The 23,158-nt window shown below is 74.7% G+C and carries 21 protein-coding genes; 11 read left to right on the top strand and 10 right to left on the bottom strand.

Going from position 1 to position 23,158, the window contains the following annotated elements; translation table 11 throughout:
• Nucleotides 1-78: 78 nt before the first annotated feature.
• Nucleotides 79-1,044: an alpha/beta hydrolase gene (locus ACGFXC_RS00105; protein ID WP_393707949.1), complete on the bottom strand. Its 966-nt coding sequence runs from the start codon at nt 1,042-1,044 to the stop codon at nt 79-81.
• Nucleotides 1,045-1,171: 127 nt separating this feature from the next.
• On the opposite strand from ACGFXC_RS00105, the gene ACGFXC_RS00100 reads away from it, so the two are divergent.
• On the top strand, nt 1,172-2,278 hold the full coding sequence (locus ACGFXC_RS00100) for a TDT family transporter (protein ID WP_393707947.1): 1,107 nt from the start codon (nt 1,172-1,174) through the stop codon (nt 2,276-2,278).
• Between the two features lie 11 nt (nt 2,279-2,289).
• Here the strand turns inward: ACGFXC_RS00100 and ACGFXC_RS00095 are convergent, their stop codons facing one another.
• The 4 genes from ACGFXC_RS00095 to ACGFXC_RS00080 form a co-directional block, all read right to left on the bottom strand.
• Nucleotides 2,290-3,675, bottom strand: coding sequence for a M1 family metallopeptidase (locus ACGFXC_RS00095; protein ID WP_393707945.1), 1,386 nt, complete (start codon nt 3,673-3,675; stop codon nt 2,290-2,292).
• Between the two features lie 34 nt (nt 3,676-3,709).
• Nucleotides 3,710-7,654 carry a Pls/PosA family non-ribosomal peptide synthetase gene (locus tag ACGFXC_RS00090; RefSeq protein ID WP_393707943.1) on the bottom strand — a complete coding sequence of 1,315 codons (3,945 nt, stop codon included), beginning with the start codon at nt 7,652-7,654 and terminating at the stop codon, nt 3,710-3,712.
• 210 nt (nt 7,655-7,864) lie between these two features.
• A complete protein-coding gene (locus ACGFXC_RS00085) occupies nt 7,865-8,173 on the bottom strand; it encodes a metal-sensitive transcriptional regulator (protein ID WP_393707941.1) in 309 nt (102 codons plus the stop codon).
• 90 nt (nt 8,174-8,263) lie between these two features.
• Nucleotides 8,264-9,250: a hypothetical protein gene (locus ACGFXC_RS00080; RefSeq protein ID WP_393707940.1), complete on the bottom strand. Its 987-nt coding sequence runs from the start codon at nt 9,248-9,250 to the stop codon at nt 8,264-8,266.
• Nucleotides 9,251-9,430: 180 nt separating this feature from the next.
• Between ACGFXC_RS00080 and ACGFXC_RS00075 the strand changes: the two genes are divergently transcribed.
• The 9 genes from ACGFXC_RS00075 to ACGFXC_RS00035 all read left to right on the top strand — a co-directional run bounded on the left by ACGFXC_RS00075 (nt 9,431) and on the right by ACGFXC_RS00035 (nt 17,280).
• Nucleotides 9,431-9,721, top strand: a complete 291-nt coding sequence (locus ACGFXC_RS00075; RefSeq protein ID WP_393707938.1) for a heavy-metal-associated domain-containing protein — start codon at nt 9,431-9,433, stop codon at nt 9,719-9,721.
• Nucleotides 9,722-9,822: 101 nt separating this feature from the next.
• The gene (locus ACGFXC_RS00070; protein ID WP_393707936.1) at nt 9,823-12,081 is read left to right on the top strand and encodes a heavy metal translocating P-type ATPase; all 2,259 of its coding nucleotides are present in this window, start codon (nt 9,823-9,825) and stop codon (nt 12,079-12,081) included.
• Nucleotides 12,082-12,090: 9 nt separating this feature from the next.
• Entirely contained in the window at nt 12,091-12,372 is a 282-nt protein-coding gene (locus ACGFXC_RS00065; protein WP_393707934.1) for a metal-sensitive transcriptional regulator, read from the top strand.
• Nucleotides 12,373-12,541: 169 nt separating this feature from the next.
• Nucleotides 12,542-12,937: a BlaI/MecI/CopY family transcriptional regulator gene (locus ACGFXC_RS00060; protein WP_393707932.1), complete on the top strand. Its 396-nt coding sequence runs from the start codon at nt 12,542-12,544 to the stop codon at nt 12,935-12,937.
• The gene (locus ACGFXC_RS00055) at nt 12,934-13,842 is read left to right on the top strand and encodes a M56 family metallopeptidase (RefSeq protein ID WP_393707930.1); all 909 of its coding nucleotides are present in this window, start codon (nt 12,934-12,936) and stop codon (nt 13,840-13,842) included. Before ACGFXC_RS00060 ends, ACGFXC_RS00055 begins: the two co-directional genes overlap by 4 nt.
• Before the next feature lie 131 nt (nt 13,843-13,973).
• Entirely contained in the window at nt 13,974-14,453 is a 480-nt protein-coding gene (locus tag ACGFXC_RS00050; protein WP_393707928.1) for a GNAT family N-acetyltransferase, read from the top strand.
• Between the two features lie 172 nt (nt 14,454-14,625).
• Nucleotides 14,626-15,507, top strand: a complete 882-nt coding sequence (locus ACGFXC_RS00045; protein WP_393707926.1) for a class I SAM-dependent methyltransferase — start codon at nt 14,626-14,628, stop codon at nt 15,505-15,507.
• A 134-nt stretch (nt 15,508-15,641) separates the two neighbouring features.
• Nucleotides 15,642-16,073, top strand: a complete 432-nt coding sequence (locus tag ACGFXC_RS00040) for a Fur family transcriptional regulator (RefSeq protein ID WP_393707924.1) — start codon at nt 15,642-15,644, stop codon at nt 16,071-16,073.
• A gap of 154 nt (nt 16,074-16,227) precedes the next feature.
• On the top strand, nt 16,228-17,280 hold the full coding sequence (locus ACGFXC_RS00035) for a LuxR C-terminal-related transcriptional regulator (protein WP_393707923.1): 1,053 nt from the start codon (nt 16,228-16,230) through the stop codon (nt 17,278-17,280).
• A 181-nt stretch (nt 17,281-17,461) separates the two neighbouring features.
• Here the strand turns inward: ACGFXC_RS00035 and ACGFXC_RS00030 are convergent, their stop codons facing one another.
• From ACGFXC_RS00030 to ACGFXC_RS00020, 3 genes are all read right to left on the bottom strand, one after another.
• Complete coding sequence (locus ACGFXC_RS00030) at nt 17,462-17,587, bottom strand: hypothetical protein (protein WP_393707921.1); 126 nt, start codon at nt 17,585-17,587, stop codon at nt 17,462-17,464.
• 241 nt (nt 17,588-17,828) lie between these two features.
• Nucleotides 17,829-19,145: a D-inositol-3-phosphate glycosyltransferase gene (gene mshA / locus ACGFXC_RS00025; RefSeq protein WP_393709547.1), complete on the bottom strand. Its 1,317-nt coding sequence runs from the start codon at nt 19,143-19,145 to the stop codon at nt 17,829-17,831.
• A gap of 196 nt (nt 19,146-19,341) precedes the next feature.
• On the bottom strand, nt 19,342-20,916 hold the full coding sequence (locus ACGFXC_RS00020; protein ID WP_393707919.1) for a class I tRNA ligase family protein: 1,575 nt from the start codon (nt 20,914-20,916) through the stop codon (nt 19,342-19,344).
• 279 nt (nt 20,917-21,195) lie between these two features.
• Between ACGFXC_RS00020 and ACGFXC_RS00015 the strand changes: the two genes are divergently transcribed.
• Nucleotides 21,196-21,948: a PIG-L deacetylase family protein gene (locus tag ACGFXC_RS00015; protein WP_393707917.1), complete on the top strand. Its 753-nt coding sequence runs from the start codon at nt 21,196-21,198 to the stop codon at nt 21,946-21,948.
• A gap of 136 nt (nt 21,949-22,084) precedes the next feature.
• Here ACGFXC_RS00015 and ACGFXC_RS00010 read toward each other — a convergent pair whose 3' ends face one another.
• Entirely contained in the window at nt 22,085-22,762 is a 678-nt protein-coding gene (locus ACGFXC_RS00010) for a maleylpyruvate isomerase family mycothiol-dependent enzyme (RefSeq protein ID WP_393709545.1), read from the bottom strand.
• Nucleotides 22,759-23,158, bottom strand: a 400-nt coding sequence (locus ACGFXC_RS00005; protein ID WP_393707915.1) for an adenosylhomocysteinase, incomplete at its 5' end; no start/stop codon positions are given. The genes ACGFXC_RS00010 and ACGFXC_RS00005, both read right to left, overlap by 4 nt.

Genomic DNA, 23,158 nt, shown 5'->3' with positions numbered 1-23,158 from the left:
GAACTGGTCCCGGACGACGACGGGTCGGGCCCGGCTCCTACCGCGATGACGGGGCTGAACAGCCCGCAGGCCGGCGGGTCAGGCGGTCAGGAGGCGGTGGAGCCAGTGGGTGCGGGTGGTGCGGGCGTCGTGGGTGAGGGCGGCCCGCGGGGCGAGGCTGTCGAAGCCGTGGCAGGCGCCGGGCCAGACGTGCAGTTCGGCCCGGCCGCCCGAGCGCCAGATGGTGTTCGCGTACGCCACCGCCTCGTCCCGGAACATCTCCGCCGAACCCACCTCGATGTAGGCCGGGGGAAGTCCCGAGAGGTCCGTGGCGCGGGCGGGGGCGGCGTACGGCGAGAGGTCCGGGGTGCCCCGGCGGTCGCCGAGCAGGGCTTGCCAGGCGGTCCTGTGGGAGGTGAGGTCCCAGCGGTCGACGCCGCTCATCTGGCGGCTGGAGAAGGTGGCGCCGCGGTCGTCCAGCATCGGCGACAGCAGGAGCTGGCCCAGCAGTCCGGGGCCGCCGTCGTCGCGGGTCAGGAGGGCGAGGGCCGCGGCGAGGCCGCCCCCCGCGCTCTTGCCGCCGAGGACGATGCGGTCCGCGTCGATGCCGAGCTCAGCGGCGTGCCCGGCCGCCCAGAGCAGGCCCGCGCGGCAGTCCTCCAGCGGGCCGGGGTGGCGGGTGTGCGGCGCCAGCCGGTACTCGGCCGAGACGACGGCGATGCCCAGCGGGAGGGCCCATTCGCGCAGGATCCGCGGCAGCACCGACCAGGCGTTGCCCATGATCATCGCGCCGCCGTGCAGGTAGTACAGCAGGGGCAGCGGCCCCGCGAGCCCGGCCGGGCGGGCGCTCACCAGCGTGACGTCGGGCCCGCCCGCCGGGCCCGGTACGCGGTGCTCCGCCACCTCGAAGAGGCCGTCCGCGCGCAGCTCGCCGGCCGTCGGCCGGGGCCGGGCCGCGGCGTCGCGCGCCTGTCGGCGGGCCAGGTTCCGCGGGGTGATCGGCTCCCCCGGCGCCCGGCCCAGGGCCTCCAGCACGCGGTCCAGTTCGGGGTCGAAGGGAGGCACCGGCGCCCCGCGCCCGTCCCCGTGCCCGTACCCGTTCCGCCGCCCCCGCCCGGTAGCCATGCGACCCATCCCATCACACACCGCCGGCCGAGTGGTCGGGCCCCGGGGCGTGCGCCACCGTGGGGGTATGACGGCAACCGCGCGGACGGCCCCGGCGAGCCGCCGCGCGAGGGGCTCGCGCGTGCGCCACCTCGGACCCAACTGGTACGCGAGCGTGATGGGCACCGCCATCGTCGCCAACGCAGGTGCCGCCCTGCCCCGGCACGTCCCGGGGCTGCGTACGGCCTGCACGGCGGTCTGGGCGCTGTCGGCGGTCATGCTGGCGGTGCTGCTGCTGGGCCGGGCCCTGCACTGGGCCCGTCACCGCGATCAGGCCCGCGCCCATCTCCTCGACCCGACGATGGCCCCGTTCTACGGATGTCTCTCGATGGCGCTGCTGGCGGTCGGCGGGGGCGCCCTGCTGGTCGGGCGGGACTGGACCGGGGTGCGGGCGGCCCTGGCGGTGGACGCCGTGCTCTTCACCGCCGGGACGGCCGTGGGCCTGCTCGTGGCCGTGGCCGTCCCGTACCTGATGGCTGTGCGGCACGCGCTGAAGCCGGGCAGCGCCTCCCCCGTGTGGCTGCTTCCCGTGGTGGCGCCGATGGTCTCCGCCGCGCTCGGGCCGCTGCTGGTCCCGCACCTGCCGCCCGGCCAGTGGCAGCGGGCGCTGCTGCTCGGCTGCTACGCGATGTTCGGGCTGAGCCTGCTGGCGACGGTGTTCCTGCTGCCGATCGTGTTCGGGCGGCTGCTGGCCGGTCCCCCGCTGCCGCTCGCGCTGACGCCGACGCTGTTCCTGGTGCTCGGCCCGCTGGGGCAGTCCGCGACGGCGGCGAACAACTTCGCCGACGCCGCGCCCGGGGTGCTGCCCGCCCCGTACGCGGACGGCTTCGGGATGCTCGCGGTCCTCTACGGGGTGCCGGTGATGGGGTTCGCCGTCCTGTGGTTCGCCCTGGCGGCGGCGGTGCTGGTGCGGGCCCGGCGCCGCGGCATGGGGTTCTCGATGACCTGGTGGGCCCTGACCTTCCCGGTCGGGACCTGCGTCACGGGGGTGGAGGGGCTGGCGCGGCACACGGGTCTGGACGTCTGCGCCTGGCTGGCCGTCGCGCTGTACGTGTTCCTCGTCGCGGCCTGGCTGGTGGCCGGGGTGCACACCCTGCGCGGTCTGTTCACCGGCGCGCTCGCCCCGCCCGCGTAGGACGTGGGCCGTCAGGCGGTGGCCGTGCCCGGGGCCGGGGGGTACGGGGGGCGGGCCGGGGCGGCGGGGGGTACGGGCAGCGGCGGGAGGGCGGGGGCGTGCAGCCAGGCGGTGAGGAGGTCGTCCAGGGGTTCGGTGGTGTACCGCCCCGCGTGGGCGCAGAAGGCGTCGGTGGTGACCACCCCGTGGCGGTGCGCGGAGGCCCAGTCGCGGAGCATGCGGAAGAACGCGCCGTCGCCCAGGGCGCAGCGCAGCGCGTGCACGGTGAGGCCGCCGCGCTGGTAGAGGCGGTCGTCGAACATCAGCTTGCGCCCCGGGTCGGCCAGCCGCAGGTCCTGGGGCTGCGAGGCCAGCAGCCGGTGGGCGGTGGCGGCCAGGTCGTGGGCGGTGCGGCCGCCGGAGCGCTCGGACCAGAGCCATTCCGCGTACTTGGCGAAGCCCTCGTTGAGCCAGATGTGCCGCCAGTCGGCGATGGTGACGCTGTTGCCGAACCACTGGTGGGCGAGCTCGTGGGCGATGAGGCGTTCGAAGCCCCGTACGCCGTCCACGTGGTTGGCGCCGAACAGGGAGAGGCCCTGTGCCTCGACCGGGACGTCCAGTTCCTCGTCGGCGACGACGACCGCGTACTCGCCGAAGGGGTAGGGCCCGAAGAGCTCCTCGAAGAGCCGCATCATGGCGGGCTGGCGGGCGAAGTCGCGGGAGAACCGGGGCAGCAGGTGCGCGGGGACGTGGGCGCTCTGCGGGACCCCGCCGAGGCCCGGGTCGCCGAGCAGCACCGTCTGGTACATGCCGATCGAGAGGCCGACCAGGTAACTGGAGGTCGGTGCGGGCTGCTCGTAGACCCAGGTGGTGGTGCTGGCCCTGGTGGTGCGGGTGAGCAGGCGGCCGCCGGCCGCCACGGTGTAGGCGGAGGGGGTGTTGACGGAGATGTGGTACGAGGCCTTGTCGGCGGGCCGGTCGTTGCAGGGGTACCAGGAGGGCGCGCCGACGGGCTGGCTGGCGACCAGCGCGCCGTCGGTGAGCTCTTCCCAGCCGAGGCCTCCCCAGGGGCTGCTCACGGGCTTGGGGTTGCCCGCCCACTGCACCTCGACGGTGAAGGCGGCCCCGGCCGGGAGCGGTTTGGCGGGCTTGACGCGGAGCTTGCCGCCCCGGTGGGCGTAGTGCGGGGCGCGGCCGTTCACCAGCACCCGGCCGACCTTGAAATCGGCGAGGTTGAGGGCGAACTCGGCGAGCGGGGCCCGGCCCGCGATGGCGCTGAGCCGGGCCGTTCCGGCGAGCCGGTTGGGGCCGGGGCGGTAGTCCAGGGCGAGCTCGTACCGGTGGACGCGGTACCGGGCGTCGCCGTTGGCCGGGAAGTACGGGTCCGATGCCGGTGTCCTGTGGCCGCTGCCGTTCATGGCCGTCCCTGCTCCCTGCACTGTGCCCGGCCGTTCAGGACCGCCACGCCTCGATCGGATTGCCCAGCCAGCGGGTGTCGGCGGGGACGGATTCCCCGGCCATCACGAGCGAGGCGGGACCCAGTGTGCTGCGGGCTCCGACCGTGCTCCCGGGCAGGACGATGCCGCCCGGGCCCAGGGTGGCGCCCTCGCGCAGGACCACAGTATCCGTCCTCAAGATCCGGTCGTGGAAGAGGTGGGTCTGCAGGACGCAGCCCCGGTTCACGCTGACCCCGCTGCCGAGGGTGACCAGGTCGGTCTCGGGCAGCCAGTAGCTCTCGCACCACACGCCCCGCCCGATGCGGGCGCCGAGGGCGCGCAGCCACAGCGACATCAGGGGGGTGCCGGGTACGGATCCGGCCAGCCAGGGCACGGCGAGGACCTCGACGAAGGTGTCGGCCAGTTCGTTGCGCCACACGAAGCCGCTCCACAGCGGGTGCTCCCCCGTGCGGTGGCGGCCGACCAGGAGCCATTTCGCGGCCGCGGAGACCGCGCACGCGAGGGCTCCGGCGGCGAGCAGGACGACCCCGGACAGCAGCGCGGTGCCCCAGACGCCCGCGCCCCGGTCCGCGCCGAGGCCGAGGCCGTTCCCGGTGGCGAGCGCGCAGAGCACGGCGGCGGTCAGGACGGCGAGCGCCGCCGAGCAGAACACGGGGACGAGCCGGCACAGTTCGACCAGGCCGCGGGCCCACAGCAGCCGGGCGGGCGGGTCGTAGGTGCGGCTCTGGTCGGCGTCGGCGGTGGAGCGCGGCAGTTTCACCGGCGGCAGGCCCAGGTAGGAGCTGCCCTTCTTGGCCTTCTTCGGGGTGGCGGACAGTACGCCGACCAGCCCGTCGTCGGGTACGGAGCGGCCGGGCGCGGTCATGCCGGAGTTGCCGAGGAAGGCCCGGCGGCCGATCTCGGAGTGTCCGATGCGCATCCAGCCGCCGCCCAGTTCGTAGGGGGCGGTCAGGGTGTCGTCGGCGAGGAAGGCGCCCTCGCCGACGGTGGTGAGGCTCGGCAGGGCGAGGACGGTGGACACCTCGGCGCCCCGGCCGATCTTCATGCCGAGCAGGCGCAGCCACACGGGGGTGATGAGCCCGGCGTACAGCGGGAAGAGGGTCTCCCGGGCCAGGTCCATCAGCTGGGTGACGGTCCAGGCCCGCCAGCCGGTCCGGCTGTGGGTGGGGTGCACGCCGGTGCGCAGCCCGAGGCTGAGCAGGCGTACGGAGACCAGCAGGAGCAGCGCGTACGCGAACCCGTAGGCGAGCGCGGCGGGGACCACCGCGAGCAGCGCCCCGCGCAGGGCCTGTCCGGGTCCGGCGTCGGCGGGGACGAAGCGGCCGGCCACCAGGAGGGCGGGCAGGGCGGCGAGGACGGGCAGGGCGGTCAGGCCGGAGCCGGCGGCCCCGTACACGGCGCGCCAGCGCAGCAGGCGCGGCGGGCGCTCCTTGGGCCAGTTGCGCTTGGCCTTGCCGAGTTTGACGGCGGGGGCTCCGGCCCAGCGCTGCCCGGTCGGGACCTGTCCGGCGACGGCGGAGCCGGGGGCGACCTCGGCGCGCTTGCCGACGCGGGCTCCCGGGAAGAGCAGGCTGCGGGTGCCGACGACCGCGCCCGCGCCGACCTTGACGGGGCCGATCACGAGCCGGTCCCCGTCGAGCCAGTGGCCGGAGAGGTCCACCTCGGACTCGACGGCGCAGCCGCGGCCCAGTTTGAGCATGCCGGTGACGGGGGGCAGGGAGTGCAGGTCGACCTCGGGGCCGATCTTGCAGCCGAGGGCGCGGGCGTAGCGTTCGAGCCAGGAGCCGGTGAGGGAGGTCGCGCCGGAGTGCTCGGCGAGGCGTTCGGCGGTCCACAGCCGCAGGTGGACGCTGCCGCCGCGCGGGTGGTGTCCGGCGGTGACGCCGCGCAGCAGCAGGCGGGCTCCGCCGGCGGCGAGGGCGAGGCGGCCGGGCGGGCTGAAGAGCAGGACGGCGCCGGCGCCGACGAGCCACCAGGAGGCGGTGGGCGCCCACGGGTAGGGGCCGAGGAGGTGCAGGACGTTGCCGAGGGCCAGCAGGGGCACGGTCCAGCGCAGGCCGAGCAGGGTGTAGAGCGGGAGCACCAGCAGGCACTGCGCGAGCTGGGCGCGCAGCGGGACGGGGGCGACGGTGCGGGCGGCTCCGTCGTCCTGGACGGACTTCTCCAGGCGGCGGGCCAGCTTGCGCAGGGTCGGCTGCTGGTAGATGTCGAGGACGGCGGCGCCGGGGTAGCGGGTGCGCAGGCGGGTGGTGAGCTGGGCGGCGGCGAGGCTGCCGCCGCCGATGGCGAAGAAGTCGTCGGCGGCGCCGCCGACGGGCACGCCGAGGACCTCGCTCCACTGCTCGGCGAGCCAGGCCTCGGTGCCGTAGAGCTGTTCGGCGGGGCCGGTGGGCTCCGTGCCGGGCAGCGGCCAGGGCAGGGCGTCGCGGTCGACCTTGCCGGAGGTGCGGGTGGGCAGTTCGGCGACGGGGGCGAGGAGCGGGACGAGGGCTGCGGGCAGTTCGGCGCGCAGCCGCTCGACGGCGGCGGCGTGGTCCCAGCCGTCCTGGGTGACGAGGTAGCCGACGAGGAGCTGGTTGCCGCTGCGGGCGGTGCGGACGGCGGCGGCCGCGCCGGCGACGCCGGGCAGGGCCTGGAGGGCGGAGTCCACCTCGCCGAGCTCGATGCGGCGGCCGCCGAGCTTGATCTGTTCGTCGCCGCGGCCGAGGAAGACCAGTCCCTCGGGTTCGGCGCGCACGAGGTCGCCGCTGCGGTAGGCGCGCTCCCAGCCGAGGGAGGCGAGGGGGGCGTACTTCTCGGCGTCCTTGGCGGGGTCGAGGTAGCGGGCGAGGCCGACGCCGCCGATGACGAGCTGGCCGCTGCCGCCCATGGGGACCGGTTCGCCGGACTCGTCGACGACGGCGAGTTCCCAGCCGTCCAGCGGGAGTCCGATCCGGATGGGTTCCTCGCCGGTGAGCAGCGAGGCGCAGGCGACGACGGTGGCTTCGGTGGGCCCGTAGGTGTTCCAGACCTCGCGGCCCTCGGTGACCAGGCGCTGGGTCAGTTCGGGCGGGCAGGCCTCGCCGCCGAAGATCAGCAGCCGGACCTCGTTGAGCGCTTCGGACTCCCAGAGCGCGGCCAGGGTCGGCACGGTGGAGACGACGGTGATCTCCTGCTCCGCGAGCCAGGGGCCGAGGTCGGCGCCGCTGCGCACCTGGGAGCGGGGTACGGGCACCAGGCAGGCGCCGTGCCGCCAGGCGAGCCACATCTCCTCGCAGGAGGCGTCGAAGGCGACGGAGAGTCCGGCCATGACCCGGTCGCCGGGGCCGATGGGCTCGTCGGCGAGGAAGAGGGCGGCTTCGGCGTCGACGAAGGCGGCGGCGCTGCGGTGGCTGACGGCGACGCCCTTGGGCTTGCCGGTTGAGCCGGAGGTGAAGATGATCCACGCGTCGTGCTCGGGGCCGGGCCGGGCGGCGGCGGCCCGGGCGCCCGGGGCGGCGGCGGTGGCGGTGGCGGTCGTCTCGATGCGGGCTCCGGCGCCGATGACGGCCCGCACCCCGGCCTCGCCGAAGACGAGGTCGGCGCGTTCGTCGGGGTCCTCGGCGTCGACCGGTACGTAGGCGGCGCCGGCGGCGAGGACGGCGAGGATCGCGGTGTACAGCTCGTTGGTGCCGGAGGGGACGCGGACGCCGACCCGGTCGCCGAGTCCGACGCCGGCGGCGGCCAGGGCCCGGCGCCGGCGCTCGACCTCGGCGGCGAGGGCCCGGTAGCTCAGCTGCTCGGTGCCGTCGTCGAGGGCGGGCTCGTCGGGGTGCGCCCGTACGGAGGCCTCCAGGACGTCGACGAGGGTGCGCGGCGGGGCGGCGGGTCCGGCGGTGAACAGGGCGGACTTGCCGCTCTGCGCGCCGGTGTCCTCCTCGTCGAGCAGGGTGGTGTCGCCGCGCTCTGGTGTGACTGCCATCGGCCCTCGCGTCTCGGTCCCGGAGACCTCCCGGGTCGCGCCGGCGGAGCCCGGGTTTGCCCGGGTTGTTCCGGTCCAGCGCCGAACAGCCCGCCAGTCTAGTGCGGCATCAAGAATTTTCTTGTTGAAGACTGGCGCGTGGCCGGGAACGGGCGGCCGGGCGGGAGCGCCGGATCCGCGGGTGCGGCGGGTTCCGGCGCGGCCCGGAGGTCAGACGCGGACCATGCGGGACACGGCGCGGGAGGCCTCCTCGATCTTGTCCCGGGCGGCGTCGCCGCCCTCGGCGATGGCGTCGGCGACGCAGGAGTGCAGGTGGTCTTCGAGCAGCGCGAGCCCGAAGGACTGCAGGGCCTTGGTGGTGGCCCCGACCTGGGTGAGCACGTCGATGCAGTACGTGTCCTCCTCGACCATCCGCTGGAGGCCGCGCACTTGGCCCTCGATGCGGCGCAGCCGCTTGAGGACGTCGTCCTTGTGTCCGGTGTATCCCTGCACGGCGATCCCTTCCTCCCGCGCGATCAAGTACCCCTGGGGGTACGTGGAGCCGCCGGCGCGGACGGCCGGCGGCGGGCCCCTCCCGTCCGGGAGCGGGCGGGGCGGGGCCCGGGCCGGTCAGTGCGCGTGCCCGTCCCCTTCGGCGGCGGGCGTGTCCGCCGGGGCGGCGGGAGTCCGGGCGGGGGCCGCGGGGGCCTGCGCGGGGGCGCCCGAGCCGCCCGCGGTGACGGTGAAGGCCGCCGTACGGACGGTGCCCCCGTGCTGGAAGTCCAGGAAGAGCCGGTAGGTTCCGGCGCTCGGCGCGGTGGCGGTGAAGGAAACGTCCGGGCCGGGGCCGCCCTCGTTGGGGTGGACGTGCAGGTAGGCCAGGTCGCCGTCGCGCAGGGCGACCAGGTGGCCGTACGCGCCGAGGTAGGGCTCCAGGTCGGTGACGGGCTTGCCGTCCTTGCTGACGGTGAGCCCCAGCTCGCCGGCCCTGCCCGGCTCCAGGGTGCCGCCGAGCGCGACCTGGTAACCGTCCACCTCGGCGGTCCGCGCGGCCGGGGGCAGCTCGGCGGGCTGGTAGGCGCCGGGCACCGAGAGGTCCGCGCCCAGGGTGACGCCCTTCGCGCCCTCGGCGGCCGGGGTGAAGTCGGCGAAGGCCTTGTAGCCGCCCGCCGCCGGCAGGTCGACGGGGGTCGACCAGGTGCCGTCCGCAGCCCGTACCGGGTGCAGGTGGCGGTAGACGGTGAGGTCGCGCGAGGCGACGATGAAGTGCAGTTCCTTGCCGTGCTCGGTCTTGAAGGCGGTGACCGGGCGGCCCGCGGAGTCCTTGACCGCGAACCTCAGCTCGCCCTGGCCCGGGGCGAGCCGCGGGGACTCCAGGCTGAGCGTGTAGCCGCCCTCGGAGACCTGGAGGCCGCCGGCGGCCGGGCCCTGGGCGGCGTCCCCGTGCTCCGCGTGACCGGCGGCGGGCGCGGCGCCGGGGTCCTTGGCCGCGTGGTCGCCGTGCGCGGGTGCGACCGGTGCGCCCACGGGTCCCACACCCGTGCCGACTCCGTACGCGGTCCCGAAGGTCGCTGCCAGCGCAGCGGCGAAAACGGCGATCCTCACTCCGGTGTTCATGCCTGCCCTCCCTTACGACGTACTGCCGCATCCAGCGGTTTCATGAGCTCACCATACCCCTGGGGGGTACCAAGTCAAGCCGGAACCGTGCTTGCGTACAGATACCCAAGGGGGGTATATCTGGAAGCAGCCCGGATACCCCCAGCGGGTATCCGCACCGCACCGACCAAGGAGAAACGCATGTCTTCCTGCTGCACCCCCGACGGCAGCTGCGGCACGAACGCCGGCGAGGCCACGACCGCCACCGCCGTCGTCGACAGCACCGCGACCGCCTACCGCGTGTCCGGCATGACCTGCGGACATTGCAAGACCGCCATCACCACCTCCGTCGGCGCGCTCGACGGGGTCCTCTCCGTCGACGTGGACGTCGACGGCGGCCTGGTCACCGTGACGACGGCCGGCGCCCCCGACGACACGGCCATCGGCGCCGCGATCGACGACGCCGGCTACGAGCTCACCGGCCGGGCCTGACACACCGCCGGCCCCCGGCCACCCGGCCGCCGGGGCCCCGTCCGTCCACGGGCGCCCCGGCCTCCGGAACCCACCCCGCGCTCGAACGAGGAGCAGCCCTCATGACCACCCTCACCCCCGGCGCCGCCCAGGTCGAGCTCGCCATCGGCGGCATGACCTGCGCCTCCTGCGCGGCCCGCATCGAGAAGAAGCTCAACCGCATGGACGGCGTCGAGGCCACCGTCAACTACGCCACCGAGAAGGCCAGGGTCACCTTCGACTCCGACGTCTCGGTCGCCGACCTGATCGCCACCGTCGAGGCCACCGGCTACACCGCCAAGGAGCCGGCCCCGCCCCGCGCCGAGGGCGCCCCGGGCGACCCCGCCGCGGACGGGGAGCGGGACGAGCTGCTCCCGCTGCGCCAGCGCCTGGTCACCGCGGTCGTGCTGGCCGTGCCGGTCATCGCGATGGCGATGGTCCCGGCCCTGCAGATCGACTACTGGCAGTGGCTTTCGCTGACCCTGGCCGCGCCCGTCGTCACCTACGCCGCCTGGCCCTTCCACCGGGCCGCCTGGACCAACGCCCGGCACGGCGCGGCCACGATGGACACCCTCATCTCGGTGGGTACGACCGCCGCCTTCCTGTGGTCGCTGTGGGCGCTGTTCTTCGGCACGGCCGGCACCCCCGGCATGACCCACGCCTTCGAGTTCACCATCGCCCGCACCGACGGCGCCGGGAACATCTACCTGGAGGCCGCCGCCGGGGTCACCGCCTTCATCCTGGCGGGCCGCTACTTCGAGGCCCGCTCCAAGCGAAAGGCCGGCGCCGCCCTGAAGGCGCTGCTGGAACTGGGCGCCAAGGAGGTCACCGTGCTGCGCGGCGGCCGCGAGGTGACCGTGCCGACCGCCGACCTCCAGACCGGCGACCGCTTCCTGGTCCGCCCCGGCGAGAAGATCGCCACAGACGGGACCGTCGTCGAGGGCTCCTCCGCCGTCGACGCCTCGATGCTCACCGGCGAATCCGTGCCCGTCGAGGTCTCCGTCGGGGACTCCGTGACCGGCGCCACCCTCAACGCGGGCGGCCGTCTGGTCGTCGAGGCCACCCGGGTCGGCGCCGACACCCAGCTGGCCCGGATGGCGAAGATGGTGGAGGACGCGCAGAACGGAAAGGCCGCCGCACAGCGCCTCGCCGACAAGATCTCCGCGGTGTTCGTCCCGGTCGTCATCGGCCTGGCCCTGGCCACCCTGGGCTTCTGGCTCGGCACCGGATCCGGCCTCGCCGCCTCCTTCACCGCCGCCGTCGCCGTACTGATCATCGCCTGCCCCTGCGCCCTGGGCCTGGCCACCCCGACCGCCCTGATGGTCGGCACCGGGCGCGGCGCCCAGCTCGGCATCCTGATCAAGGGCCCCGAGATCCTGGAGACCACCCGCAAGGTCGACACCATCGTCCTGGACAAGACCGGCACCGTCACCACCGGCCGCATGACCCTGCTGCGCACGCACACCGCCGAAGGGGTCGACGAGGCCGACGTCCTGCGCCTGGCGGGCGCCCTGGAGCACGCCTCCGAGCACCCGATCGCCCAGGCCGTCGCGACCGGCGCGGCCGCCCGGGTCGGCACCCTGCCCACCCCCGAGGACTTCGCCAACATCCCCGGCCTCGGTGTCCAGGGCGTCGTCGACGGGCACGCGGTCCTCGTGGGCCGCGAGAAGCTGCTGGCCGAGTGGGCGATGGCGCTGCCCCCGCACCTGGAGCACGCCAAGGCCGCGGCCGAGGCCGCCGGGCGCACCGCCATCGCGGTGGCCTGGGACGGGGAGGCGCGGGCGGTCCTGGAGGTCGCGGACGCGGTCAAGGACACCAGCGCCGAGGCCATCCGCCGGCTGCGCGCCCTGGGCCTGACCCCGATCCTGCTGACCGGCGACAACAAGGCCGTCGCCGAGTCCGTCGCCGCCGAGGTCGGCATCGACGAGGTCATCGCGGAGGTCATGCCCCAGGACAAGGTCGACGTGGTCAAGCGGCTCCAGGCCGAGGGCCGCAGCGTCGCGATGGTCGGCGACGGCGTCAACGACGCCGCCGCGCTCGCCCAGGCCGACCTGGGCCTGGCGATGGGCACCGGCACGGACGCCGCGATCGAGGCCGGGGACCTGACCCTGGTCCGCGGGGACCTGCGGGCCGCGGCCGACGCCATCCGGCTCGCCCGCAAGACCCTCGGCACCATCCGCTCGAACCTGTTCTGGGCCTTCGCCTACAACGTGGCCGCCCTGCCGCTCGCCGCGGCCGGACTGCTCAACCCGATGATCGCCGGAGCGGCCATGGCCTTCTCCTCGGTCTTCGTCGTCGGCAACAGCCTGCGTCTGCGCGGCTTCCGGGCCGCCGCCAACTGAGGAGCACCCGTGGCCGGTTACACAGACCGCAAGGAAGACGTCCTCGGACGCCTGCGGCAGATCGAGGGTCAGGTCCGCGGCGTACAGCGGATGGTCGTCGAGGACGTCGCCTGCGTCGACGTGCTGACCCAGGTCTCCACCGTCGGCGGCGCCCTCCAGTCCTGCGCCGTGACCCTGCTCGACGCGCACCTCGCCTCCTGTGTCACCGAGGCCGTCGCCGAGGGCGGGGAAGCCGCGAGGGCCAAGGTCGGCGAGGCCACCCTGGCCATCGCCCGGCTGATCCGCACGTAGTGCGGCCGCAGCGCCGAGTGCCCCGCCACGGACCCCGGTCCGTGGCGGGGCACTCGGCGTTCCCGCGCCCGCGTTCGGCGCCCGCGCGGCCGCGTACCGGGCCGGGGTATGCCCGCGCGCGGGGCCCGGCCCGTACGATGAGCCGCTCGCGAGGGGGAGGGCCGAGGGGATGCGCGTACGCCGGCTGGGAGAGCTGGAGGCCGAGATCATGGACCGGGTGTGGCTGTGGGAACGGCCCGTCTCCGTCCGCGAGGTCGTCGACGACATAAACCGGCGCCGCACGGTCGCCTACACCACCGTCATGACCGTGGCCGACATCCTGTACCGCAAGGGCTGGCTGAGCCGGGAGAAGTCCGGCCGGGCCTGGATGTACCAGGCCGTGCGCAGCCGCGAGGAGTACACCGCGGCGCTGATGCAGGACGCGCTCGGCGACAGCCAGGACCGCAGGGCGGCGCTGCTGCGGTTCGTCGAGCGGATGTCCCACGAGGACGTGGAGGCCCTGGACGAGGCCCTGCGCACCGCCCGCCCCGGCCGCCCGGCCGACGCCCCCGAGGACCGCCGGTGAACCACCACGTCCTGCCGCCCCTCGGGCTGGCCCTGATCACCGGGCTGGTCATTCCCTGGATGCTGGTCCGCGCGCGGTGGGCGCAGCAGGTGCCGCGCCTGGGCCTGGCCGTGTGGGTCATGTGCGGGGCCGCGTTCGCGCTGGCATCCGCGATCCTCCCGGCACAGCTGGTGCTGCCCGCGGAGACCAGCCACCGGCTGATCGACGCGGTCCTGACCCTGGATCCGCCCTCCGCGGCCCGGCTGGCGGCCGCCTCCGCGCGCGAGGTCCTGGCCGCGGCCGCGGCGCTGACGGTACTGGCCGTGCCGGGAGCCGTGTTCGTACGGGAACTGGTGCGGGCGCGGCGGGCCCGCACCCGGCACGCCGAACTGCTGCGGCTGGTCGGCCGCTACGACGCGGCGCTGGGCGCGACCGTACTGGAGGACGCGCGCCCGGCGGTGTACTGCCTGCCGGGGCGTTCGCGCCGGGTGGTGGTGTCCTCGGGGGCCGTCCAGGTGCTGACGCGGCACGAGCTGGCCGCCGCCCTGGCCCACGAACGGGCCCACATCGGCGGCCGGCACCACCTGCTGGTCGCCGCGGCCGGGGCGTACTCGACGGTGTTCCGCAGGGTGCCGCTGGCCCGGATCGGGGGGCGGACCGTACCGCTGCTGCTGGAGATGGCGGCCGACGACTGCGCGCTGCGCGGGTGTTCGCGCGACGCGCTGGCGACGGCGCTGTACGCGCTGGCGGCCGGGCACGCGCCGCGCAAGGCGTTCGCGGCGGGCGGCCCGTCGGCGGCGGTGCGCATGCGGCGGATCCTGGGGCCGCAGCGCGCGGGGCTCCCGGTGCTGCGCGGGCTGCTCGCGGTGGCGGCGGCGATGTCGGCGATCATCCCCGCCGTCGTCGCCTGTTGTTGGACCTCGTGATAGCCGGCGGCGCCAACCCGGTTATTTACTAAGCTAATTCGTAGATTTCGCCTCGCTCCCGGCCGCTCGAATTGCCCGCTATTCTGGGCGCGTGCGGGCTCAGGACCGGTACGGCGAGAGGTGCGGAACAAATGCTGCTGGCTGACGTACGGACGGCAGCGCCCGGTGACGCGACGGCGATTTCCCGGCTCCTGGCCGAAGCGATTCGGGGGGCCTACGGGAGTCTCCTCGGTGAAATCCGGGCGGGCCGGCTGGTGTCGGACCATTGCTCGCTGCCCCGCATAAGAGCGGAAATAGAAATTCCCGGCGGGGCGCCCGGCTGGCTGGGCTGGCTGGTGGCGGCGGACGCCAAGGGCTCCGTGGTGGGGGCGGTCTCGGGCGGCGTGCCCGTCGCCTCCCAGGGCGAGCTGTACGCGCTGTGCACCGCGCCGGGCCGCCGCCGGGAGGGCATCGGCACGGCGCTGCTGGCGGCGGCCACCGACCGGATGCGGGCGCACGGGGCGGCCTCCCAGGGGATCGGCCTGCCCGCCGAAGGAGCCCCGGACCTGCCGTTCTTCACCCATCACGGGTTCACCGAGCTCACCGCGGTCCGGTTCGGCCGCACCCTCTGACGGCGGGCCGCCCGCGGGGGCCGGACCGTGGCAGATCCACGCCATCGCGTGTTCACGCAGCCCCACCGCTCTGGCCCAAGTCCCTTCCAGGGGAAAGGATTCGATGAGCGGCGAGGTCCCGGCGGCACGGGCACCCCGCCCCGGACGGCCGGACCGAGCCCCTGGAGGAGCGATGCACACGCCGAGCGGCACTTCCCTGACCGTCATGCCGGCCCCGCCCGCCGCGCACCCGGCGGCCGCCCTCCCCGCGCCCGGCGGCGCCGTCCTGCCCGCTCCCCCGGAGTTCCTGCCCGGACTGGAGTCGGCGGCCCCGGCCGACGCGGACGCGGGCTGGCTGCACGACGCCCTGCTGGGCCCGCACAGCGCGGACATCGTGGGGTACCTGCGCCTCGCCCGGCTCTGCGGCGGTCCGGTGCTGGACCTGGGCTCCGGCGCCGGGCGCCTGGCCGTGCCCTTCGCCCGCCAGGGCTTCTCCGTCGAGGCCGTGGACCGGGACGCCGCCTCCCTGGAGCGGCTGCGGGCCTGGGGCCGGCGGATCGGGCCGCAGGTGTCGCGGCTCCTGGTGACCACCCGCGCCGACCTCACGGACCTGCGGCTGCGGCGCACCTACCGGCTGGCCCTGCTGGCCGGGACGATGGTCGCGGCCGTGCCCCCGCCGGCCCGCCCCGCGCTGCTGCGGGAGATCGCGGCCCACCTGGAGCCGGGCGGCGTGCTCGCCCTGGACTACACGGCGCACGGGCTGCGCGGCCTGGCCGAGGAGCCCGTGCGCACCCGGGCCTTCCAGGTGCCGCGGTTCGACGGGGTGGAGGAGTGGGCCGTGGCCCGCCAGGTCTTCGACCTGGACGACATGAGCGAGCGGATCGCCTACCACTGCGTCCGCACGGGCAAACTGAGCGCCGAGCGGGTGGTGCGGACCACCCGCAAGTGGATCGTCGACCCGGAGCGTCTGGGCGAGGAGCTGCGGGCGGCGGGGCTGCGGGTCGAGCGGCGGCGCCGCCACCGTCTCGACGAACGGACCGAGAGCGTCCTGCTCGTCTGCCGGGCCGGGGGCTGACCGCCGGGCGGGCGCCGGGCCGCCGGGCCGCCGGGGGGCGTTCGCCGCACCGTTCCCGCCCTGCCGGCAAGAGGTACGATGCCCACAAAGGTTTGAGCGGACCAATAGCGGGTGGTGGCAGAGTGGGGGCTGGCGTGGCGGAGTCGACCGGCCGCGAGGCGGTGATCCAGCGCCTGCGCGACGTGGGGCTGCGCGTCACGGGACCGCGCCTGGAAGTCCTCCAAGTGCTGGCGGCGGGCGGCCACATGGACGTCGAGTCCATCACCGCCGCCGCCCGCGAGCGGCTCGGAACCCTGACCAGCCAGGCCGTGTACGAGATGCTGCGCCACTTCCTGGAGACCGGCCTGGCGGCGAAGTTCGACCGCCCCGGACTGCCCGCCGTCTTCGAGGTCGCCGGTCCCCCGCACCAGCACGCCCTCTGCGTGCGCTGCGGCCGGGTGGAGAACGTACGGGCCGAGGCGCCCGAACCGGCGGGCGAGTCGCTCCGCGCGTGGCGGATGGGCGAGGGCGTGGAGATCATCTTCAAGGGGCTGTGCCCCGACTGCGCGAGCGCGCCGCAGGGGTAGCGCGCGACGGCCGTTGCGGCGCAGCACAAGCGCCGGAACGGACCCCCGGCGACACGTGACGCCGGTCACATCCGAAACACGGGGGCGGAGACTCCCGCGTTGGCATGTGCCAAAGTGTGACTGTCGATTCGTAAGATGAGGGGGTCGCTTCGCGATGGCAACGGGCGATGGCAGGGACGGCATCCAGTCGGCCGACAAGGTGCTGGCCCTCTATCAGGAACTGCGCCTGCGCGGGGTGTCCCACCTCAACGACGTCTTCCGGGAACTGGGCCTGGATCCCGAGGAGTCCGAGCAGTGGGGCGCGGAGCTGGCCGCCCTCGGACTGATCGTGCCGACGGGCAGCACCCACGCCACCCGTGCGGACCTCCAGTCCGACGCCTGGCAGCCGGGGCCCGACGCGGTCGCGGCCGTCGACCCCGAGATCGCCCTGTTGCGGATGCTGCAACGCGAACGCGAGCGGCTGCGCGAGCACCTGGACGAGTCCGACCGGACGTACAGCGCGCTGGAGACCCTGGCCGGGCGGTTCCTCAGGGCCGGTTCACTGAACGGTTCCGAGGTCGAGGTGGAGATCCTGGAGGACTACGGGCGGATCCAGCAGGTGCTGGAGGACATCACCGACGTCATCCGCCACGACCTGACGTCCATGCACGTGACCGCCCTGGTGCGGGAGGTCGCGGACCGGGTGCTCAGCCGCGACCGCCGGCAGATCGACAACGGGGTGCGCATCCGCGCCATCTACCACCAGCGGATCACCACCTCGCCGGAGGCCGTGGAGATGCTCCGCCGCCGCGTGGAGGCGGGCGTGGAGATCCGGCTGTCGCCCGCCGTCCCGATGAACATGATCATCGCGGACCAGCAGTTCGCGGTGCTGCCCGTGCACCCGGACGACCGGGCGGCGGGCGCGATCCTCGCCCGCGGCCCCGCCCTGGTGCGCTCGTACCTGGCGCTCTACGAGCACTGCTGGCACGCGGCCACCCCGTACGGGGACGACGTCGCGCCGGAACTCGGCGGCGACGGGTTGACCGAACAGCAGCGGGCCGCGCTGAAGATGCTCGCCTCGGGCATGAAGGACGAGAAGGTGGCCCGGAACCTGGGGGTGTCCCTGCGCACGGTGAGCCGGATGCTCTCCGAACTGATGCAGGAAATGGGGGCGTCGAGCCGTTTCGAGGCCGGGGTGCGCGCCCAGCGGCTCGGCTGGCTGGACTGAGGCGAAACCCGGGGAATGCGCGCCGCTCCGCGACCGGAAACGCGGCGGGAATCTTCATCTCCGCCCCGAAATACTGCCGCAATACACCGGGAGCGGAATCCGCGCGATGTCCGGGAACGCGGAAAGCCCCGCGCTTGCCGTAAGGCATTCACGGGGCTTTGCCGCGGAGCAGGCCTGACGGTTAGTCCCAGCCGTTGTCGTGCGACCCGGAGGACACCGGGGCGGTGGCCGCCAGGGCGCGGGACGGGCGGGCGCGGACGGTACGACAGGTGTTCCCGAACATTCCGGTGGCGTGCGCAGCGGACATGATTCCTCCAGGAATTGGAATGCGGACTCCATCTCCACGGATCCGTGCCGCCGGTATTCCGTCGAAGACATCTCCATTCTCCTACGGAGTCCCCCGGGGAGCCACTTTCCTGTAGCGCCTCTGAGGCGGATCTGAAGTCGGCGCGCCAGGCCGTTCGAGGGCGTGCCCGAGCGGCCCGGAGGTGTCAATGCCGGGTATTGCGAGGCGAGTTCACGCAGACGTTACGCTTGCGTACCTTTGGTCAGCCCAAAAGAGCTGTTAGGGTGGGCTTCCGGCCTTCTCGGCCCTCCAGGAGAGAGGCGCCGGCGAGGCAGGAGCGTGCCGCCGCTCCTGCCTCACCCGTCCGCCGGCCGGGGCGTCCGTCCCGCAGCACGTCCCGGTACACCTCCAGGGTGCGGGTGCCCGCGGCCCGCCAGCTCATGGTCCGGGCGTGCCGCGCCGCCGCCCGCCCCATCAGGGCCGCCTCCTCGGGGTGTTCGGCGAACCAGCGCAGCCACCGGGCGTACTCCAGCGGATCGTTGCCGCGCACCAGCATCCCCGTCACCCGGTCGCGCACCGCGGTCGGCAGCCCGCCGACGGCCGCGGCCAGCACCGGGGTGCCGCACGCCTGCGCCTCCAGCGCCACCAGACCGAAGGATTCGCTGCGCGAGGGCACCAGCAGGACGTCGGCCGCCCGGTACCACTGCGCCAGCTCCGCCTGCGGCACCGGCGGGTGGTGCCGCAGCACGTCCGCCACCCCCAGCTCGCGCGCCAGCTCCCAGGCCTCGCCGCGCGGCCCGGCCCCGGAGTTCCCGCCCACCACCGGGACGATCGTGCGCGCGCGCAGACGGGGCTCGGCGGCCAGCAGTGCGGCGACGGCGCGGACCATCACGTCCGGGCCCTTGAGCGGCTGGATGCGGCCCGCGTACAGGGGGACGAAGGCGTCGGCCGGCAGCCCGAGCCGGGCGCGCGCCGCCGCCCGTCCCGCGCCGGGGGCGAAGGTGCCCAGGTCCACACCGGGCCGGACGATCTCCGTACGCTCCGCCCCGGCCCCGTACAGCTCCCGCAACGCCCGTGCCTCGTCGGCGGTGTTGGCGATCAGCCGGTCCGCGGAGTCGGTCACCTGGTGCTCGCCGCGCACGCGCAGTTCGGGCTCGGGGGCGTCCCCCTCGGCGAGGGCCGCGTTCTTCACCCGGGCCAGGGTGTGGGCGGTGTGCACGAGCGGTATCCGCCAGCCCGCGGCGGCGATGCGCCCGGCCTGGCCGGAGAGCCAGTAGTGCGAGTGGACGAGGTCGTAGGGCCGCTCTTCCTTCAGCAGCGCCAGCGAGAAGGGCACCACGAGGGAGGGCATGTCCTCCTTGGGCAGCGGTCTGCGCGGCCCGGCCTCCAGGTGGCGCACGGTGACGCCGGGGGCCAGGGTGTCGCGCGGGGGGCGGGCCTCGCCCCGACAGCGGGTGAACAGGTCGACCTCGACGCCCTGTTCGGCGAGTGCGCGGCTCAGCTGGACCATGTAGACGTTCATGCCGCCCGCGTCCCCGGTGCCGGGCTGGTGCAGCGGCGAGGTGTGGACACTGAGCATGGCGACGCGCAGGGACACGGGAAGCTCCTGGGGAAGGGGCCGCGCGCCCGGGCCGCCGGTGGACCGACGCGCGGTCACGCGGCGAAGGAGAGTGCTGTCGTGGTGCAGTCGTGCGGTCTGTGCGGGCGGACGGTCGAGCGGTCGAGCGGTGGAGCGACGGGCGGTCGGGCCTGTGGGGGTGGGCCCGGTGCCCGGGTCAGAAGCCGAACACCGGTCCCGAGGGCGGGGCCAGCCGGGTGCCGGGCGCGGGCGGGGCGAGGGCCTCGGCGGCCACCGCTCCCCCGGGCGCGGCCCGCAGCGCCGCGGCCAGCCGGTCGGCACCCTCCGGCATCACCGGCCGCGCCCAGGCGCCGAGCGCGCGGGCCACCGCCAGCTGCGCCGCCAGCACCGGCAGGTGACGGCCGGCGGCGGTGGGCCGGTGTGCCTCGTGCGCGTTGACGTGGCCGAAGTCGGCCGCCGAACGCACCATCTCGTCGAGCAGGGCCACCGCCCTGCGCGGGTCGAAGGCCTCGGGCGAGTAGGCCTCGCGCAGGTCCTCCACCCCGCGCAGCAGCCGCCGCTCCAGCACCTCCCAGCCGGTGCCGCCGGGCAGTGCGGCCGGCACCAGCCCGGCGCACTCCTCGCGGACGGCGGTGAACAGCCTGGACAGCCAGCTGTTCCAGCTCTCGTCCAGCTCCCGGCGGGCGGCGGCGAGCCGGTCCGGCCGGAACTGCGTGCGGCGGCCCAGCGGGCGGGCCTGCAGGACGTGCCGGCGCAGCGTGTCCGACCCGTACTCGGTGATCAGGTCCAGTGCCCAGGCCTTCTGCCCGGAGCCCCAGACCAGGGCTTCGTCCTCGATGACGTACGCCTCGTTGACGCAGAAGTGCTGCGGCATCTTCAGGCCCCGCGCGAACAGCAGGACCGGCAGCAGGACGGCGTGGCAGAAGGCGTGGCCGAAGCCGCAGAAGTGGATGGCCCGTTCGGGCAGCGGGCGCTCGCCGTGGCCGAACAGGTGCATGGCGGCGGCTTCGAAGCAGCCGTCGATGCGGTGGTCGGGGAAGGCGTCGACGGGTACGGGCAGGCCCCATGCGGCCGGGTGGGCGACGGCGATGTCCGGCAGCCCGTCCTCGACGAGCGATTCGCACAGCGCGGCCAGCCGCGGCGGCAGTCCGGCGGCGGCCCAGTACTCGGCGAGCGCCTCCCGGTGCGGCTCCAGCGGGATGTACAGGCGGCGGCAGCGCTTGGGCACGCACACGGATCCACACTGGACGCAGCTCGCGCCCAGCAGGTCACCGCCGTCGTTGGGGCGGGCGCACTCGTGGCACATGCCGCCGTCGCTGACGGCCCCGCAGTGCGGGCAGTCGCCCGTGACGTGCGCCCCGTGCAGGAAGCGCCCGCAGGGTTCGCAGTACGGCGTCAGGCGGGTGCGGGCGGCGATGACGCCGTCGGCGTGGAGCCGGCGGAAGAGGTCCGTGAGCCAGCGCGCGTAGCCCCGGTCCTGGCGGGGGCGGACGATGTGGTCGAACTCGACGCCCGAGCGCAGCCAGTCGGCCGTGATGGCGGCCCGGTAGCCCTCCGCGACCTCCTCCGGTTTGCGTCCCGCGCGCAGCGCGCGGGCGTGGACGGAGCTGGTGTGGTCGGCGGTACCGGTGGTGAAGAGGACGGGTTCGCCCTCGGCACGCAGGAACCGGGACAGCACGTCCGCCGCGACGTAGGGTCCGGCGAGATGGCCGACGTGCAGTTCGCCGTGGGTGGCCGGCGGGGTCGCGGTGATCCAGACGGGGGTGCTCATGGGACCTCCTTGACGCTGTGGTGCGAAGGACGCAGCGAGGCTCGATGACGGGAAGGGGACCGGGCCCTCTCGGCGGGAGAACGGGGAGAGCGGGGTGCCCTCCCAGCCTGACAGAGAAACGAACCGCTTGGTCTGGTATCGGCTTGCGCGTTCGCGCCGTTGCGTGGACACGCCAGCGGGAACCGGGGCCCGTCCGGCCGGTGGCGTAGAGATGACATGTCGCGAGTACGCCAAAGGGGCCGCCTTGCGGCCCACGGCCGCGCCCAACAGGCTGCTCACATGGAACACTTCGCGACCGATCGCACCGACCTCATAGACCGCAGCGCGCCCGAATCCCTGCTGGTCGTGGCCGCGCACCCGGACGACATCGAGTTCTGCGTGAGCGGGACGGTCATGCGGTGGATCGCGCAGGGCACCACCCGGGTCACCTACTGCATCGTCACCGACGGCGGGGCGGGCGGCTACGACGAGCAGCTCCCCCGGCAGGCCATGGGCGACCTCCGGCGCGCCGAGCAGGTCCACTCGGCCAAGCGCAGCGGCGTCGACGACGTCCGCTTCCTCGGCTACCCCGACAGCTACGTCGAGTCCAGCGTCGGGCTGCGCCGCGACCTGTGCCGGGTGATCCGCCAGGTCCGTCCGCAGCGGGCCGTCATCCCGAGCCCCGAGATCAACTGGGCGCGGATCGCCGACCTGCACCCCGACCACCGCGCGGTGGGCGACGCCGCGCTCCGGGCCATCTACCCGGAGGCCCGCAACCCCTTCGCGCATCCGTCGCTCCTCAAGGAGGAGGGGCTGGAGCCGTGGATCGTGCCGGAGCTGTGGCTGATGACGGGACCCACCCCGAACCAGTACATCGACGTCACCCCCGTCTTCGACCGCAAGGTGGAGGCGCTGCGCATCCACACCTCGCAGACGGCGCACTTCGACGACCTGTCGGGGCTGCTGCGCGACTGGCTGGGCGAGCACGCCCGCTCCGCGGGGCTGCCGCCGGGGCGGATGGCGGAGGCCTTCCAGGTCGTCCGGATCGACTGAGGCCCGCCCGCGCCCGCGGGAGGGGCGGCGGGCGGGCCTCGGGGCGGGCCGCACGGGCGGCGACGGGCCCGGGCCGTCTCTTCCGGATCTTGCCCGACCCGCGCCGCCCGGCCCGATCCGAAAGGGACGGCCCGGGTCACCGGTAGATGAGCAGCTCCCCTTCGCTCGCGCCCGCCAGCTCGTAGCGCGTCGCGACCAGCGGGCGCCCCGAGTAGAGGCGGATCAGCGTCGTGGCGTCGCCCTCGAACCGGGCGGCGGGGCGGCCGGCCTCCTCGTTGCCGAGGACCAGCGGCCCGGTGCGCCCGTCGAGGTGCGCGACCAGCCGGGGCGTGTTCCGCTTGCGGCTGGTGGTGTGGAGCAGGGGCAGGGCCAGCGCCAGCCCGGCGCCGCCGTAGGCCTCCGGCTCCCCCCACGCGTCGCGTACGTCGCCCGCGTGGATCCACTCCCCCAGTGCCACCGCGTCCAGCGTGCCGTCGCCCGCGGCGATGGCCGCGCCGGCCTCGCTCAGGCCCCGTTCGAGCTCGTCCACGATCCGCCCCACCGGCCAGTGCGCGCGTTCGGCCACGTCCGCCGCGTTGGCGGCGGGCAGGAAGACCCCCTCCTCCAGCCGCCCTTCGACGATCCGTACGAGGGCGGCCGCGCAGTGCGCGAGGACGTCCCGCACGGTCCAGCCGGGACAGGCCGTGCGCAGCCCGTACGAGGCTTCGGGCGTGCGCCGCAACAACGGCACCAGCGCGTCCCGTTCGGTGCGCAGCAGCAGGTCCGGGAGCCAGGGGTCGCGTACCGCTTCGTCGACGGCGTCCACGGCGGTCAGTAGCGGTAGTGGTCGGGCTTGTACGGGCCCTCGACCTTGACGCCGATGTAGTCGGCCTGCTCGGGGCGCAGGGTGGTCAGCCGGACGCCGAGCGCGTCGAGGTGGAGGCGGGCGACCTTCTCGTCGAGGTGCTTGGGCAGCACGTAGACGTCGGTCGGGTACTCCGAGGGCTTGGTGAAGAGCTCGATCTGGGCCAGCGTCTGGTCCGCGAAGGAGTTCGACATCACGAACGACGGGTGGCCCGTCGCGTTGCCCAGGTTCAGCAGACGGCCCTCGGACAGCACGATCAGGACCTTGCCGCCGGGGAACGTCCAGGTGTGGACCTGCGGCTTGACCTCGTCCTTGACGATGCCCGCGGTCTTGGCCAGACCCGCCATGTCGATCTCGTTGTCGAAG

Source organism: Streptomyces sp. NPDC048507 (genome assembly GCF_043199995.1).
Classification (GTDB): domain Bacteria; phylum Actinomycetota; class Actinomycetes; order Streptomycetales; family Streptomycetaceae; genus Streptomyces.
This window is presented reverse-complemented; position numbering and strand designations above follow the sequence as displayed.

Bases quoted from the DNA above. Each gene is read 5' to 3' on its own strand.
- ACGFXC_RS00080 (WP_393707940.1), bottom strand. From the start codon at position 9,250: ATGAACACCGGAGTGAGGATCGCCGTTTTCGCCGCTGCGCTGGCAGCG.
- ACGFXC_RS00090 (WP_393707943.1), bottom strand. From the start codon at position 7,654: ATGGCAGTCACACCAGAGCGCGGCGACACCACCCTGCTCGACGAGGAG.
- ACGFXC_RS00045 (WP_393707926.1), top strand. From the start codon at position 14,626: ATGCACACGCCGAGCGGCACTTCCCTGACCGTCATGCCGGCCCCGCCC.
- ACGFXC_RS00100 (WP_393707947.1), top strand. From the start codon at position 1,172: ATGACGGCAACCGCGCGGACGGCCCCGGCGAGCCGCCGCGCGAGGGGC.
- ACGFXC_RS00030 (WP_393707921.1), bottom strand. From the start codon at position 17,587: ATGTCCGCTGCGCACGCCACCGGAATGTTCGGGAACACCTGTCGTACC.
- ACGFXC_RS00015 (WP_393707917.1), top strand. From the start codon at position 21,196: ATGGAACACTTCGCGACCGATCGCACCGACCTCATAGACCGCAGCGCG.
- ACGFXC_RS00075 (WP_393707938.1), top strand. From the start codon at position 9,431: ATGTCTTCCTGCTGCACCCCCGACGGCAGCTGCGGCACGAACGCCGGC.
- ACGFXC_RS00060 (WP_393707932.1), top strand. From the start codon at position 12,542: ATGCGCGTACGCCGGCTGGGAGAGCTGGAGGCCGAGATCATGGACCGG.
- ACGFXC_RS00020 (WP_393707919.1), bottom strand. From the start codon at position 20,916: ATGAGCACCCCCGTCTGGATCACCGCGACCCCGCCGGCCACCCACGGC.
- ACGFXC_RS00070 (WP_393707936.1), top strand. From the start codon at position 9,823: ATGACCACCCTCACCCCCGGCGCCGCCCAGGTCGAGCTCGCCATCGGC.
- mshA (WP_393709547.1), bottom strand. From the start codon at position 19,145: ATGCTCAGTGTCCACACCTCGCCGCTGCACCAGCCCGGCACCGGGGAC.
- ACGFXC_RS00050 (WP_393707928.1), top strand. From the start codon at position 13,974: ATGCTGCTGGCTGACGTACGGACGGCAGCGCCCGGTGACGCGACGGCG.
- ACGFXC_RS00035 (WP_393707923.1), top strand. From the start codon at position 16,228: ATGGCAACGGGCGATGGCAGGGACGGCATCCAGTCGGCCGACAAGGTG.
- ACGFXC_RS00095 (WP_393707945.1), bottom strand. From the start codon at position 3,675: ATGAACGGCAGCGGCCACAGGACACCGGCATCGGACCCGTACTTCCCG.